Source organism: Polynucleobacter sp. IMCC 29146 (assembly GCF_021395195.1).
Taxonomy (GTDB): domain Bacteria; phylum Pseudomonadota; class Gammaproteobacteria; order Burkholderiales; family Burkholderiaceae; genus Polynucleobacter.
The window spans coordinates 108,281-123,414 of the sequence record NZ_JAJVCR010000004.1 but is presented as its reverse complement, the minus strand read 5'-3'; the positions used below and the strand labels follow the sequence as shown (position 1 = coordinate 123,414).

The 15,134-nt window shown below is 47.4% G+C and carries 16 protein-coding genes; 11 read left to right on the top strand and 5 right to left on the bottom strand.

Features of this window, described 5'->3' with window-relative positions:
* Positions 1-39 precede the first annotated feature (39 nt).
* Positions 40-591, bottom strand: coding sequence for a DUF177 domain-containing protein (locus tag LZT22_RS06270; protein WP_233924213.1), 552 nt, complete (start codon positions 589-591; stop codon positions 40-42).
* A 31-nt stretch (positions 592-622) separates the two neighbouring features.
* Here LZT22_RS06270 and LZT22_RS06265 point away from each other — a divergent pair, with 31 nt between their 5' ends.
* The gene (locus tag LZT22_RS06265) at positions 623-1,249 is read left to right on the top strand and encodes a Maf family nucleotide pyrophosphatase (protein ID WP_233924212.1); all 627 of its coding nucleotides are present in this window, start codon (positions 623-625) and stop codon (positions 1,247-1,249) included.
* The gene (locus tag LZT22_RS06260) at positions 1,246-2,013 is read left to right on the top strand and encodes an SAM-dependent methyltransferase (protein WP_233924211.1); all 768 of its coding nucleotides are present in this window, start codon (positions 1,246-1,248) and stop codon (positions 2,011-2,013) included. Before LZT22_RS06265 ends, LZT22_RS06260 begins: the two co-directional genes overlap by 4 nt.
* Before the next feature lie 21 nt (positions 2,014-2,034).
* Here LZT22_RS06260 and LZT22_RS06255 read toward each other — a convergent pair whose 3' ends face one another.
* From LZT22_RS06255 to LZT22_RS06245, 3 genes are read right to left on the bottom strand one after another with little or no spacing between them, the layout of a single operon-like run.
* Positions 2,035-2,976, bottom strand: coding sequence for a S49 family peptidase (locus LZT22_RS06255; RefSeq protein ID WP_233924210.1), 942 nt, complete (start codon positions 2,974-2,976; stop codon positions 2,035-2,037).
* Entirely contained in the window at positions 2,976-3,695 is a 720-nt protein-coding gene (locus tag LZT22_RS06250; protein WP_255696494.1) for an HAD-IA family hydrolase, read from the bottom strand. Before LZT22_RS06250 ends, LZT22_RS06255 begins: the two co-directional genes overlap by 1 nt.
* A 58-nt stretch (positions 3,696-3,753) precedes the next feature.
* Positions 3,754-4,770, bottom strand: coding sequence for an RluA family pseudouridine synthase (locus LZT22_RS06245; protein ID WP_233924209.1), 1,017 nt, complete (start codon positions 4,768-4,770; stop codon positions 3,754-3,756).
* A gap of 433 nt (positions 4,771-5,203) precedes the next feature.
* Between LZT22_RS06245 and LZT22_RS06240 the strand changes: the two genes are divergently transcribed.
* Genes LZT22_RS06240 through LZT22_RS06220 form a run of 5 tightly spaced genes read left to right on the top strand, consistent with a single transcriptional unit; the run spans position 5,204 to position 11,240 of the window.
* Positions 5,204-7,750 carry an Rne/Rng family ribonuclease gene (locus tag LZT22_RS06240; protein WP_233924208.1) on the top strand — a complete coding sequence of 849 codons (2,547 nt, stop codon included), beginning with the start codon at positions 5,204-5,206 and terminating at the stop codon, positions 7,748-7,750.
* A gap of 41 nt (positions 7,751-7,791) precedes the next feature.
* The gene (gene moaA / locus LZT22_RS06235; protein ID WP_233924207.1) at positions 7,792-8,913 is read left to right on the top strand and encodes a GTP 3',8-cyclase MoaA; all 1,122 of its coding nucleotides are present in this window, start codon (positions 7,792-7,794) and stop codon (positions 8,911-8,913) included.
* A gap of 12 nt (positions 8,914-8,925) precedes the next feature.
* Positions 8,926-9,609 carry a molybdenum cofactor guanylyltransferase MobA gene (gene mobA / locus LZT22_RS06230; RefSeq protein ID WP_233924206.1) on the top strand — a complete coding sequence of 228 codons (684 nt, stop codon included), beginning with the start codon at positions 8,926-8,928 and terminating at the stop codon, positions 9,607-9,609.
* Positions 9,606-10,937: a gephyrin-like molybdotransferase Glp gene (gene glp, locus LZT22_RS06225; protein WP_233924205.1), complete on the top strand. Its 1,332-nt coding sequence runs from the start codon at positions 9,606-9,608 to the stop codon at positions 10,935-10,937. Before mobA ends, glp begins: the two co-directional genes overlap by 4 nt.
* Positions 10,938-10,949: 12 nt before the next feature.
* A complete protein-coding gene (locus LZT22_RS06220; RefSeq protein ID WP_233924376.1) occupies positions 10,950-11,240 on the top strand; it encodes a hypothetical protein in 291 nt (96 codons plus the stop codon).
* 57 nt (positions 11,241-11,297) lie between these two features.
* Here the strand turns inward: LZT22_RS06220 and LZT22_RS06215 are convergent, their stop codons facing one another.
* On the bottom strand, positions 11,298-12,287 hold the full coding sequence (locus LZT22_RS06215) for a D-glycerate dehydrogenase (RefSeq protein ID WP_233924204.1): 990 nt from the start codon (positions 12,285-12,287) through the stop codon (positions 11,298-11,300).
* Between the two features lie 110 nt (positions 12,288-12,397).
* On the opposite strand from LZT22_RS06215, the gene fdxA reads away from it, so the two are divergent.
* The 4 genes from fdxA to LZT22_RS06195 are packed head-to-tail and all read left to right on the top strand — an operon-like array spanning position 12,398 to position 15,112.
* A complete protein-coding gene (gene fdxA / locus LZT22_RS06210) occupies positions 12,398-12,721 on the top strand; it encodes a ferredoxin FdxA (protein WP_233924203.1) in 324 nt (107 codons plus the stop codon).
* 29 nt (positions 12,722-12,750) lie between these two features.
* The gene (locus LZT22_RS06205) at positions 12,751-13,797 is read left to right on the top strand and encodes an NAD(P)/FAD-dependent oxidoreductase (protein ID WP_233924202.1); all 1,047 of its coding nucleotides are present in this window, start codon (positions 12,751-12,753) and stop codon (positions 13,795-13,797) included.
* Positions 13,798-13,817: 20 nt separating this feature from the next.
* Positions 13,818-14,612 carry a thymidylate synthase gene (locus LZT22_RS06200; protein WP_233924201.1) on the top strand — a complete coding sequence of 265 codons (795 nt, stop codon included), beginning with the start codon at positions 13,818-13,820 and terminating at the stop codon, positions 14,610-14,612.
* A gap of 11 nt (positions 14,613-14,623) precedes the next feature.
* On the top strand, positions 14,624-15,112 hold the full coding sequence (locus tag LZT22_RS06195; RefSeq protein WP_233924200.1) for a dihydrofolate reductase: 489 nt from the start codon (positions 14,624-14,626) through the stop codon (positions 15,110-15,112).
* Positions 15,113-15,134: the final 22 nt, after the last annotated feature.

Below are 15,134 nucleotides of genomic sequence, written 5' to 3'. Positions count from 1 at the left end.
GGTAGGTATTAAAGGCCTCAATTAACCCAGCCGCCAGAGCTATTTCTTGATATTTTTCAATACCTTAAAGGGGTTTTCAGGTTCTTCAATTACACCCAATAATGGGCTTGGGGCACATAGCGCTTCAGGGTGTTTTGGCACTAATGGCAAGGATAAAAGAATTTCATCTTCGATTAGCGCCAATATATCAAAATGGGGGCTGCAGACTAAGGGGTCGAGAAGGTCATCTTCAATTGGATAGGCATCCGCAGCCGCTTCATCGGCCACAACAATAAATAAACGCTCCACGTTTAAGGAATACTGGAAAGTCTGTAAACACCGCTGACAAGTTAAGGGTGCTTGTCCATTAAGCCTCAAACGCAAGGTTTGCGCTTGGTCCCCGGCTTGATTAGCCGTAAACTGGGTTTGGATTTGCCAAGCAAAACCATTATCTGGGCTGCTGATAGCCAGCTCTAAAGCCACTCGGGGTAAGGCGCCCAGCGACAACCTACCCTCACCATGGTAGGTTTGCGGGGCACACAAATCAACCGCTTGTAATGCTTGCGGAGTTGCAGAAATTTCAACTTCAGGTAAAACTTGTTTACGATTCATCTCATCAGTCTAATTCAAGGCGCTATTTTTCATGACGAATTCCGACGTAGCAAGGCATCCAGCGCCAATTATTTTGGCCTCAAGCTCGCCGTATCGCCGCGAATTGCTTGCCCGCTTAGGGCTGCCCTTTACTTGCAGCACGCCTGCAATTGATGAAACTCCTTTGCCCCATGAAACTACCCTTGCTCTAGCCTTGCGTTTGGCTGAACTGAAAGCCAGAGTGATAGCGAAACAGAACCCGGGGGCATGGGTTATCGGCTCAGATCAGGTAGCTGATTTATTTGGCGCTGTATTAGGCAAACCGGGTAATTTTGAGCGGGCCTTAGCCCAATTACAGTTGATGCGCGGCAATGCTGTCCACTTTCATACGGCACTATGTTTCATGCGCGACGAGCAGTACACCACCCTGAGCGTGCCAACCACGGTACAGTTTCGCGATCTATCTGACGCGATATTAGAAGCTTATTTACATGCTGAGCAACCCTATGATTGTGCTGGTAGTGCCAAAGTAGAGGGGCTTGGCATCAGTCTCCTTGAGTCGGTTCAAAGCGATGATCCCACTGCTCTTGTTGGTTTACCGCTGATCGCATTAAGCGGATTATTGCGAGATGCCGGTTTTGCGCTACCTGCAAAAAATTGGTTCGCAACCAGTAAATGACTATCGGCACACTTTTTCTTATCCCGAATACCTTGGGTGCGGAAGGTCGCGCAGACCAATTGCCGTGGGTTTTGCCGGCCGCAACCATCACTCAAGCAGCCACGCTGAAATACTGGATTGTGGAGAATGCTAAAACCGCACGGGCATTTTTAAAGGCAATTGATACCGTTACGCCGCTGAGTACGCCTTTGCAGGAATTAGTGCTACTGGAATGGCGTGGCGCTGCGCAAAATGCAAAATACAATTCAAAAACACGTCCTGAGAGTTTGTTGCAAGCCTTAGTAGATGGGCACAATATGGGATTAATGTCAGAAGCAGGAGTGCCTGGAGTGGCCGACCCTGGAGCCGAATTAATTTTGGCTGCGCATGGTTTAGGTGCCCCCGTCAAACCCTTAGTAGGCCCTAGCTCTATTTTGTTAGGCCTCATGGCAAGCGGTCTAAACGGCCAACAGTTTGCCTTTCAAGGCTACTTACCCAATCAAAACCCAGAACGGATTAATCGCCTAAAGCAACTAGAAGCGGAATCGCGACGCTTACAACAAACACAAATTTGGATTGAGACCCCTTATCGCAATGCTGCGATGTTCGACGCTTGCCTGCAAGCATTAACAGCAGAAACCCGCTTATGTATTGGCATCGACCTGAGTTTAGCGAGCGAATCGATTCATACCTACACGCTCACCGAGTGGCGGAAACGCTACCCTGGTGAAAAAATGGCCGGTGAATTACAAAACCGTCCGGCGATTTTTTTGCTACTAGCTTAAGTACGTAGTAAAACGTACTACTTATTTCAGATTGGCATCTTTCATTAACGCTTGACCCATTGAGGTGCCCATTTCTGCGCCAAACTTTTTAGCTACCCTTTCAGCAAAATTTTCCTTTAAGGTGTAATCCAAAACATCTGGTGCCTTCAAAATATCGCGGGCTACCGAATCAACGGTACCAAACCCATCAGCCAGACCCAATTGAACTGCTTGCTCGCCATTCCATACCCGCCCCGAAAATAATTCAGCATTTTCTTTTAAGCGCGTGCCACGTCCCGCTTTAACTACTGCAATAAATTGTTGATGAATTTGATCCAACATCGATTGCACCATTTCAACCTGTTTCGGATTTTCCTTGCTAAAAGGATCGAGCATGCCTTTATTCGAACCAGCCGTGATCAAGCGGCGAGAAATTCCTAATTTATCCATTAGGCCAGTAAAACCAAAGCCCTCCATGACCACGCCAATTGAGCCGATTAAGCTAGCTTTATCAACTAAAATTTTGTCACCCGCTACCGCTACGTAATATCCACCCGATGCACAAATATCTTCTACCACCACATAGAATGGTTTTTGTGGATACAAAGTACGCAAGCGGCGAATCTCGTCATTAATCATGCCCGCCTGAACTGGTGAGCCACCCGGGCTATTAATTCGTAAGATCACGCCGACGCTATTGGTATTTTCAAAAGCCGCATCTAGCGCTGCATTCACGTCGACTGCATTCGCTGTCGTAGTCGGTGAAATCATGCCATCTAAACTAATTAAAGCGGTATGCTTTTCAATATGCATACCACGGCCTGGTATATGCAAATCAAATACCTGTGCAATGATACTGACAACTAACACTAGTAAAACTAAGCGGAAAATTGTTTTCCAGCGCCTAGCCTTACGAGTTTCTTTTAAATTTTCAAGCAGTAAATGCTCAAGAGCCTGTCGCTCCCAGTTTTCTTTCGGCTCCATCAATGCTTTACTTTCTTATTTATGTTCAAGGTTTGCTCGTACAAATGTTGATTGAACCACTGCGCTAATTCTTGCACATTATCAACGCAAATTAAGGCATTGGCAGTGCGCAGCTCCTCTAGCGGATGGGCGCCATAGGTAACGCCGACACTATCCACTCCGGCATTTTGCGCCATCAGTAGATCGTGCGTGGTATCGCCAATCATCAGCATTCGCCGCAATGGTACTTGCAAAACATCCGATAACTCTAACAGCATTGTCGGATTTGGTTTTGACGCCGTTTCGTCGGCAGTACGACTAGCGTGAAAAAGTGCTTCTAGCTGATGAAATCCCAAAGAGCGATCTAGGCCCTGCCGCGATTTACCAGTAGCCACGGCTAGCAAAAATCCCGCTTGACGTAAGTGCTCGAGCAATTCACGAATGCCGATAAATAAATGCAACTCATGATCGCGGGCTAAATAATGAAAACGAAAACGCGCAACTAAAGCCGGGTATCGTGCAGGCGCAATACTGGGAACGGCGCGCCGCAAGGAATCATCGATACCTAAACCAATCACCGAGCTAGCTAATGCATCGTTGGGCACTGGTAAGTCTAAATCGCGGCAAGCCTGTTGAATGCAATGCACGATGGTTGGGGTTGAATCCATTACGGTACCATCCCAATCCCAGACAATTAAATCGTAGCGTCGCTCTAGATTCTGTTGATGCGTGTGGTTCAAACGGACATTCCCTCAGCAACCTTCAATTAAATAACATCCCACTATACTGTTTTGTGGCTTACGGCGTCGCCGCTGGGTTGCTGCTGCTGGGCTCCACCTTCAGCCTCTTTAATAAGGCGTTGAACTCGGCAGGTAGCGGTGACTCAATGCGCATTTTGGCACCGCTGCGCGGATGAACAAAACCCACCAAATGGGCATGTAAATATAAGCGTTTGGATTTTAAGCGGCGATCCTCTTCCTCTAGGCCGTACTTATCATCACCTAAAATCGGGTGGCCAAGACGCTGTAAATGCACCCGAATTTGATGGGTGCGCCCGGTTTTTAATTGCGCCTCTGCCAAGCTCAGCGCTCCCGCCTCCCCCGCGAACAGTTGCGTAACCCGCACCGCAGTATGGCTGGGCAACCCCTCAGCATCAACCCGAACTCGACGTTCGCCATTTGCTAAGAGAAATTTATGCAAGGGAAACTTTAACTGCATTACCCGTGCGCCTGTTTCAATTTTGCCGTGCGCCAATAACCAATAGCGCTTATCAGTTAAGCCTTCACGTATTTGGCGATGCATTTCAACCAAGGCACTTCTGCGCTTAGCCAATAACAGCACCCCGGAGGTATCGCGATCGAGGCGATGCACTAATTCAAGAAAATGGAGTTCTGGGCGGGTCAACCGTAAAGTCTCAATGACCCCCAAGGCAATACCCGAGCCACCATGCACGGCCAGTCCCGCGGGCTTATCGATGATCAGGAGCACGTCATCTTCATACAAAATCGGGATTTGTGCGGCATATTGCTGAGCCCGCGCGAAATTTTGACCAGCCTGCACGCGCTCGGGTGTGGCAATGCGCACGGGTGGCAAACGGACGATGTCACCCTCAACGAGGCGGGTGGTGGGCTCAGCGCGCTTTTTATTGACCCGTACTTCCCCAGCACGAATGAGCCGATAAACATGGCTTTTGGGTACGCCTTTAGCCCAGCGCAGTAAATAGTTATCCAGACGCTGACCAGCGTCATCAGGACCAATGGTTTGCAATACCACTGCTGGTGGTTTAGGCGCTTTACCGAGGGAATGAGAAGTCATGAGAATGCTTATTATGAACTTCTGCCTTATAATCAAGGCACTAGCCATATTGGCTCAGATTGGGTTCAACTGAGAATATCTACTTGAAACCCCAATCGTGGTGCTGGAATCAACCATCAGAAATAGATTCCCAGGGTTGCCCCTCCCCTGTTTAACGAGGCGCAGGGTTGGCGTGCTGTATGCCGCGACCCGCGAGTAGATGACAGTTTTCAGGCGCGCGCCTACATTGATAACCCTAAAGGAGGGTAGCTGTGGCGAGCGTTCGGGGTGGCAACGATGTCCAGTAATGGACTCGATTCGAGCTAACTGATTAGCAGCTTAGTTCTCTTTTAAACCACGCCCTGTAGGGGCCAATAGAACCTAGTTCTTTGGTAGCCTTAATCTCATCTACATCGCGTCGCGCATCGTCCTCCAACCCCATTTGGAGAGAATTATGAAACGCATGCTATTTAACGCAACTCAGCAAGAAGAGTTGCGCGTCGCGATTGTCGACGGTCAAAAATTAATCGATATTGATATCGAATCAGCTGGGCGTGAACAACGCAAAGGCAATATTTACAAAGGGGTTATTACCCGCATTGAGCCATCCTTAGAGGCCTGCTTTGTTAATTACGGTGAAGAGCGTCATGGCTTTTTGCCATTTAAAGAAGTAGCCCGCGCTTACTTTAAAGAAGGCGTTGACGTTCGTACCGCATCAATTAAAGATGCCTTACGCGAAGGCCAAGAAATTATTATTCAGATTGAAAAAGAAGAACGCGGCCAAAAAGGCGCCGCGCTCACTTCTTTTATTTCTTTGGCTGGCCGTTATCTTGTCTTAATGCCTAATAACCCAAGGGGGGGTGGTGTATCTCGCCGTATTGAGGGCGAAGATCGTCAAGAACTCCGTGAGGCCATGGGTCAGCTCGAGGTTCCTGAAGGGATGAGCATTATCGCTCGCACCGCCGGAATTGGGCGCGATGCCGTTGAATTACAGTGGGACCTGAATTACCTCATGCAGCTATGGAAAGCCATTGATGAGGCTGCCAAAAGCAACTCGGCGCCGCTCTTAATTTATCTTGAATCGAGCTTGGTTATTCGCGCCATTCGCGATTATTTCCAACCCGATATTGGCGAAATTTTGATTGATACTGACGATATTTTCGAACAGGCTCAAGCCTTTATGTCGGTGGTAATGCCTGATAACTTACCCCGCGTCAAGCGCTATCAAGATGATGTCCCGCTCTTTTCCCGCTTTCAAATTGAGCATCAAATTGAAACTGCGTACTCGCGTACGGTACCGCTACCCTCAGGCGGCGCCATTGTGATTGACCATACCGAAGCCTTGGTTTCGGTTGACGTGAATTCAGCGCGCGCTACACGGGGATCTGATATTGAAGAAACCGCCACCCGCACCAACTCAGAAGCTGCAGAAGAAATCGGCCGCCAAATGCGTTTGCGCGATTTAGGGGGTTTGATCGTCATCGACTTTATTGACATGGAATCAGCGAAAAGTCAAAAAGATGTTGAAAACCGCTTACGCGATGCCTTACGCCATGATCGAGCCCGCGTGCAAATGGGCAAAATTTCTAAATTTGGCTTAATGGAAATGTCGCGGCAACGCTTACGACCCGCGCTCTCAGAAGGCAGTCATGTGACTTGCCCGCGCTGTAATGGTACTGGCCATATTCGCGATACCGAATCATCTGCTTTGCAAGTACTACGCATCATCCAAGAAGAGGCGATGAAAGACAATACGGCAGCTATTCATACACAAGTACCTGTTGAGGTCGCAGCTTTCCTTCTCAATGAGAAACGGGCTGAAGTCATCAAAATTGAAAGTCGCTTTAAGGTTAATGTCTTGATGGTGCCGAATAAGCATCTTGAAACACCGCATTACAAATTAGAGCGCTTACGTCATGATGATCCCCGTTTAGATGATCAAAAAGCCAGCTATGTCATGGCGCAAGAGGCTGCTACCGAGTTAGAAGCCGATACGATTGTGAGTCGCAAGGAAGAGACCAAAGTAAAACCTGAGGCTGCAGTCAAAGGTATTACGCCAAGTCAACCTGCGCCAATGAACCAACCCCGTGCGGCACGTGTATCTGCCACGAACGAAAAAGCGGTGGCTGAGTCAACCGGTGGATTTATGGGTTTCATTAAGAAACTATTTACTTCAACTCCAGAAATAACCGTAGCAACACCCGAAGCACGTCCTCGTCCTAGCGGAGCACGCGAAGGCCGCAATGGTAATGAACGTGGTGGTCGTAATCGCCGTGGCCGTAATGAACGTCCAGCAACAGCATCTACCAACGAAACAATTGCTCCTACTGAGACAAATGGGCGTGAAGCAAAGCCTCGTCAAGAGGGTCGCGGTCGTAACCGTAATTCCCGTCCTGAACGTCCAGCGAATCAAAACGGCAACGACACGCCTGAAGGCATCACCAACAATGCGAATACTGGGGCCACTGATTTAGTTAACGCTGAAGGCGAAGAGCGTCCGCGGGGACGTAATCGCCGTGGACGTGGTCGTGGTCAACGTGAACGTGGTGATAATCGCACAGATATCCCTGCTCAAGAAGCTGATTCAAACTCAACAGTAACTCACCCAGCCATTACCGAGGTTTCTGCCACCTGGCCGCCAGTAGGCATGGCACATATGGCAGGTGATGCAGCTACTTTGCCGCTGCACGATCTGCAAAGTAATTTAAGCGGTGCACCCCAAACCGCGCCTGTAGCAAATTTCGTTCCCGTGCCTGCTGCTTTACCTAAAGTCTCCTTCTCGCGTTTAGAAGAGGCGCCTTTGGAGCAAGTGGTGCAATCAGCGGGAATGGTTTGGGTTGCTACCGATGCGACTAAATTTGCCGAAGCACAAACGCAAATGAATGCTGAACCCATTCAACCGCGGGCCGAACGCGCCCCTAAGGCGCCAAAAATATTACCTAGTGGTCCCATGGTCTTAGTAGAAACAGGTGGCCAAGAAAAAATGATTGATAAAAACTAGTCTGGTAATACTCAATAGACTAGGTATAAACTTATTTAGCTATGGTTGATCGAGCCTATTCGCGCATTATTCCCATCAGCAATACTGTTGGTGCCTCAGCGGCAATTCCAACAGTATTGCAAGGGGTCCATTCTGAAACAACTGACTTACGTCAGCGGCAATTACGTGACTTACGCATTTCAGTAACGGATCGCTGTAATTTTCGTTGCACTTATTGCATGCCGAAATCGGTCTTCGATCAAAACTATCCGTATTTAGCGCAAGATGCCTTACTGCGTTTTGAGGAAATCACCCGCATGACGCAAATCTTTGCCAGTCTGGGTGTAGAAAAAATTCGCCTTACAGGAGGCGAGCCGCTTTTACGAAAAAATTTAGAGGCTTTAGTGGCGATGCTCGCCCAAGTTAACACGCCAGCAGGGCAAAAATTAGATCTCACTCTCACAACGAATGGTAGCCTCTTAAGAAAAAAAGCGCAGCTCTTAAAAAATGCGGGCTTACAACGCATCACAGTTAGTCTCGATGCATTAAGTGATCCTGTTTTTAAAGCGATGAATGATGTTGATTTTGCAGTTGACGAGGTACTGGATGGTATTGAGGCAGCAAAAGAGGCTGGCTTTAAATCCATCAAGGTTAATATGGTCGTTAAGAAAGGGGTTAATGAGCAGGAGATTTTGCCAATGGTGCGGCATTTTCGTAACTCTGGTATTACCCTACGCTTCATTGAGTTTATGGATGTGGGGAGTTCGAATGGTTGGAATATGGCTGAGGTATTGCCTTCGCGAGAAGTCATCAACCAAATTCATGCTGAGTTTCCCTTGCAATCACTAGAACCAAACTATGTCGGTGAAGTTGCGCAACGCTGGCGCTATGCCGACGGCGCTGGTGAAATTGGGGTGATTTCTAGTGTGACGCAAACCTTTTGCCATACCTGTACCCGTGCTAGGCTCTCAACCGATGGACATCTTTTTTTATGTCTATTTGCGCATCAAGGCGTCGATTTCAAAGCCCTGCTTCGCTCCGGCAAGAGTGATTTAGAAATTGCGAATGCCATCATGAATACTTGGGCTAAACGTGATGATCACTATTCTGAAATCCGAGGTTCACACACTCCCATCGGAAATTCAACTGGTCGTAAGGTTGAAATGTCTTATATCGGTGGCTAGGCTCAATCCCGAATGGCAGCAATCATAGCTTCATTACCGCCCTTAGTAATCACGGGCTTAGTCCTGGCAGGGGGTCGAGCAGAGCGGATGGGCGGAAGTGATAAAGGCTTAATACCCTACCTAGAAAAACCCCTGATCGAGACTGCGTTAACCCGCCTTCAAGATCAGGTAAGCACGATCCTAATTAATGCCAATCGCAATCACATGCGTTATGCAAGCTATGGCTACCCTGTTATTGCCGATGACAGTGCGGTTGAATCTGCACCATCTTATTTTGGTCCGCTCGCAGGTTTTATGGCTGGTCTGCGCCATTGTCAAACTGAATATCTCCTTACCGTGCCATGTGATTCACCGCTCTTTCCGCTTGATTTAGGCGCACGCTTAAGCGCTGAATTACTGCGCGGTCCATTTGATTTAGTATACGCATGCAGTATTGATAACACCGGGCATCAATGGAATCAAGCCGTTTTCTGCCTCATGAAAAAAACGGTTCAATTATCGCTTGCAGAATTTTTAGCAAGTGGTGCGCGGAAAATTGACCGCTGGTTTGAAAATGTCAATAGTAGTGCCGTACTTTTTGAAAATGAACAGGCCTTTGCAAATGCCAATACACCCGCAGAGCTAGCCTCGCTAGAAACATTGGCGTACCTCGAGAAGCAAAACAAAATTGCGGTGCAGTCCCAAATAAAAACATGACCCTCAATACCCCCACTAGCTCCTTATCCGTTATCGAGACCCGCCGTATTATCAGTGCATTAATTACCCAAATAAACGAAGAGGTACGCACAAAAAATGGGGGGCTTCAGAGCGAAACGATTGCACTTGAAAATGCGGTTAATCGTATTCTGGCTGAAGATCTTTTATCGCCAATGCATGTTCCCAACGCAGATAATTCCGCGATGGATGGTTATGCTTTTCAAGGTCACGTCAATGAAGCTGCTCATGCAGGGCAAAAAAAATTAAAAATCGTTGGTACGGCGTTCGCTGGAAAACCGTTCTTGGGTCAATTGGGTGCTCATGAATGCATCAAAATAATGACTGGCGCACTCATGCCTGCCGGCTGCGATACCGTTATTCCTCAAGAGCGCATTACAGAAATCATCTCTAACGCCGCTCACGAAAATGAATTGCTATTTCCGGCTAACGCCGTAAGGGTGGGAGAAAATCGTCGGCTACGGGGCGAAGATTTGCGTTTAGGCCAAGTTGCCATTCCTGCGGGACGTATTTTGCGGCCATCTGATTTGGGTTTAGCTGCCTCTTTGGGGATTAAAACCCTATCCGTGCGTAACAAAATACGGGTTGCCATTATCTCCTCTGGCAATGAATTACGGAGCCTTGACCAAGCACTTGATACCGGTAGCGTCTACGATAGCAACCGGTATAGCCTTATTGGCCTGCTCACTCGCCTCAATTTAGAGATAATCGATTGCGGAATTGTGCAAGACGATCCAGTGGCCTTAAAAAAAGCCTTTTGTGCCGCAACCTTAAAGGCTGATGTGCTCATTTCATCGGGTGGCGTCTCCGTTGGTGAGGCAGACTTTACCAAGCAAGTCCTGCAAGAGTTGGGTGATATTGGCTTTTGGCAGATTGCGATGCGCCCAGGTAGGCCGATGGCTTTTGGAGTACTAAAACCGCTGGCGGACGCTGCCAACTCTCCAGAAGCTAAAAATAGTACCTTATTTTTCGGCTTACCAGGCAATCCAGTAGCGGTGATGGTGACGTTTTATCAGTTCGTCCGCGCGGCGCTACTGCAATTGAATGGCGCAACCCAGACCGCTGTCCCCACCATTCAAGTGCGCTCTGGCGAAGCAATTCGAAAAAAACCCGGGCGCACCGAATTTCAACGGGGTATTGTTACGCTTGATGATGCTGGGCAAGCCACAGTTCGGACTACTGGCAGCCAAGGAGCAGGCATCTTACGCTCGATGAGTGAAGCCAACTGCTTTATTGTTTTGCCGGCGGAACAAGGCAATATTCAGGTTGGTGATTTAGTTAATGTAGAGATTTTTGAAGGACTGCTTTAAGATTACGGCATGATGAAATTAACTAAAAAAGAAATAACCTTCCTTGATCCTATGCATACCGCCAAAACCTTAGTTTTGGTTTACTTATGCTTTTCAGTTCCAATCGTGCTTTTAGCCCTCTTTGTTGCCTTTATTCGTGATGGCGCAATACCGGGATTTACAGTGCTGTCTGCTCTTATTCTTAATGCTGTTCTTGGCTTTGGCTTGCTTTGGGTAGCCTGCAAGGTTTATAACTGGGTTGCCAATAATTTCGGCGGTATCGAGTTAGCCTTGAAAGAGGTGCCCGAAGAAACCAATGACTGATTATTAATGCAGAAAATACGCTCGCTGTGAATTCTTTTGGCCAATCAATAAAAATAATTACTTCAGTACTTCAGGATTAATCAAGCTGGGCGGCCTATCACCTGCCAAAGCAGCGCGCACATTTTGAATCGCTAAATCAACCATTGCGCGCCGCGTTTTTTCTGTACCACTAGCAATATGCGGCGCCAACACCACATTACTGAGTTTTAATAAATCAGGGTGCACAACGGGCTCACCTTCAAACACATCGAGGCCAGCGGCAAAAATTTTCTTTTCTCGTAAGGCTTGTGCCAGAGCTACATCATCTACGATCCCGCCCCGCGCAATATTTACTAATGTCGCGGTAGGCTTCATCAGCGCAATTTCTTTTGCGCCTATGGTGTGATGATTGTCAGCGGAATAAGGCAAAACTAAAATGACATGATCAGCTTGACGGAGCAAGCTCTCTTTATCAACATACGTGGCTCCACAGGCCATTTCATCGGCCTCGGGTAAGCGCCGACGATTGTTATAAATCACTTTCATGCCGAAACCTAAAGCCCGTTTTGCAATCCCTTGACCGATCCGGCCCATACCAATAATGCCCAAAGTACTGCCATGAATATCCATACCTAAAGGGTTGTTGGTAATCGACCATTGGTCCCATTGACCATTACGAATCCAATGTTCAGATTCAGTAACGCGCCGCGCCGTAGCCATCAATAGCGCAAACCCAAAATCAGCGGTGGTATTCGTCAAAACATCAGGTGTATTTGTCGCCATCACACCTGCGGCAGTAATGGCGGGTACATCAAAATTGTTATAGCCAACCGAAATATTGGCAACAATTTTTAGTTTTTTTGCCTGGGCCAATGCGTTCGCATCGATCCGTTCGCTGCCGGCTACCAGGGCCGCATCGACTTCGCTTAAGTATTTTTGCAGTTCGGCTGGCGTGAACACACGATCGGCCTGATTATCGATGACTTCAAAAGACTCATGTAAAGCAGCCAAAGCATCGGGGAAAATTGACCTAGCAACTAAGATTTTGGGTTTGTGGCTTGTATTCATCCCTAAACTTTACAACAAGCTGGAAATTGGGGTGCTTGGCGCTTTTAGCTTCATTTCGGCTAAAATCAAGTATCCGCCTTTTATGGGCTTTTATTTATCGACCTAAAATCATGACTTACGTTGTTACTGAATCCTGTATCCGTTGCAAATATACCGATTGCGTTGATGTTTGCCCCGTAGACTGTTTCCGCGAAGGCCCTAATTTTCTCTCAATCGATCCTGATGAGTGCATCGATTGCGCGGTCTGCGTTCCCGAGTGCCCTGTGAATGCCATTTATGCAGAGGATGACGTACCTGGAGATCAACAAGCGTTTATTCAACTCAACGTTGAACTGTCTCGCCTCTGGCCTTCAATTACCAAATCAAAAGCGCCGTTAGCTGATGCCGATGAATGGCAAGACGTTAAAGATAAACTTAACGAATTAGTTAAGTAAACTGTGAGCTGCACTTTTTAGGACTATTTGTGTCACTCCCCCCTATTGAAGCCGATGCCGTCATTATTGGCGCCGGACCCGTTGGACTTTTTCAAGTCTTTGAGCTTGGCCTTTTAGAAATTAAAGCCCATGTAATCGACTCTTTGCCGGTCGTTGGTGGCCAATGCGTGGAGTTATATCCTGATAAGCCTATTTACGATATCCCCGCTGTACCCATGTGTACCGGGCAAGAGCTCACCGATAATTTAATGAAACAAATTGAGCCTTTTGGCGCCCATTTTCATTTGGGGCAAGAAGTGACTGAGGTAGAAAAACGCAGCGATGGCCGCTTCGATCTGCGCACTACTTTAGGCACTCATCTCATCACGAAAACAATTTTTATTGCCGCTGGTGTGGGCTCATTTCAAGCGCGCACCATTAAAATTGATGGCATTGAAGCGTTCGAAAATAAACAACTGTTTTATCGCGTCAAAGATCCAACCCAATTTGCTGGCAAAAATATCGTCATTTGTGGCGGCGGCGATTCCGCTCTCGATTGGGCACTCAATTTTGTTGGTAAAGCGGAAAGTGTCATCTTAATTCATCGTCGCGATGGTTTTAAAGCTGCGCCTAGCTCAGTAGCAAAAATGAAGGAGTTATGTGCCAAATATGAAATGCAATTTGAGGTTGGACAAATTACCGGCTTCGAAGAACGCGATGGCCACCTAAGGGAAATTAAAGTCACTGGTAGTGATGGGGTTACGCGGCGGATGCCACTCGATGTCTTACTAGTTTTCTTTGGCCTTTCACCCAAATTGGGCCCCATTGCTAATTGGGGCTTAGGTATTGATCGCAAGCAACTTACCGTCGATACCGAGCGCTTTGAAACAACCGTTCCCGGCATCTTTGCGGTGGGTGACATTAATATCTATCCAGGCAAGAAAAAACTGATCTTGTCAGGTTTTCATGAAGCCGCCTTGGCGGCATTCGGGTGTGTGCAATATATTTATCCTGATAAAAAGGTGCACCTGCAATACACCACCACCTCAACTAAGTTACATAAAGTCCTTGGTGTTGAATCGCCTATTTTTGATTAATTGCTTAAAGACAGCTGCTAATGCGCCAATACCATGACTTAATGAAAGCAGTATTGGTACAAGGCGTTGATAAGGCTGATCGCACTGGTACTGGGACCAAATCGATTTTTGGCTATCAAATGCGTTTCGATTTGGCTGCGGGTTTTCCCATGGTCACTACCAAAAAACTCCACCTCAAATCGATTGTGTATGAATTACTGTGGTTTCTGAATGGAAGTACAAATAATCAGTGGCTGAAAGACCGTGGCGTTTCTATTTGGGATGAGTGGGCTGCACCCGATGGCGAACTCGGCCCTATTTATGGCTATCAGTGGCGCTCATGGCCAGCGCCAAATGGCCAACATATTGATCAAATTCAAGAGCTCATGGCAACCCTACAATCGAACCCCGACTCACGCCGAATGATTGTGTCGGCGTGGAATGTAGCAGACATTCCTCGCATGGCACTCGCCCCCTGTCATGCCTTCTTTCAATTTTATGTCGCGAACAATAAGCTATCGTGTCAACTCTATCAGCGTAGCGCTGATATTTTCCTTGGCGTACCTTTTAATATAGCCAGTTATGCAGTCCTTACCCATATGGTTGCTCAGCAAGCTAATTTAAAAGTGGGAGACTTTATTTGGACCGGTGGCGATTGCCATCTGTATAACAATCATTTAGCCCAAGTAGAAATGCAATTAGCGCGTGAACCCTTTCCTCTGCCTACATTGCAATTTCGCCGTAAGCCCGCTTCCTTATTTGACTATGAGTTTGACGATTTTGAAGTACTGAACTATCAGTCTCATTCCCATATCAAGGCTCCTGTCGCCATCTAAACCAATCGAATATGACTAATCCAGCCATTGCTTTTATCGTTGCTCGCACCCGTAACCACGTCATTGGCAAAGACAATCAAATACCCTGGAAGATTTCTGCTGACTTGCAATTCTTTAAACGCGTCACTATGGGGCATCCCATTATTATGGGGCGAAAGACTTGGGATTCTATTGGCCGGCCATTACCAGGACGGCGGAACTTGGTTATCAGTCGTAATACCGACTTGCAATTAGCTGGGGCGGAAGTGATGCATTCGCTAGACGATGCCCTGAAGCAGCTTGCTGACGTTCCGCGGGTATTCATTATTGGTGGCCAACAATTATTTACCCAGGCTTTTGCAAAAGCCGACCAACTTTATCTTACCGAAATTGATCTAGATATTACTGGAGATACTTTTTTTGCAGTTCCTGACCCACAAAATTGGCAGGAAATCGAATGTGTCGAAGGTCAAGAAGGGGAAATTCATTTCCGTTTTTTAACGCTAGAGCGCAAAAAATAGTTGCGCAAATAAACGCACTGGC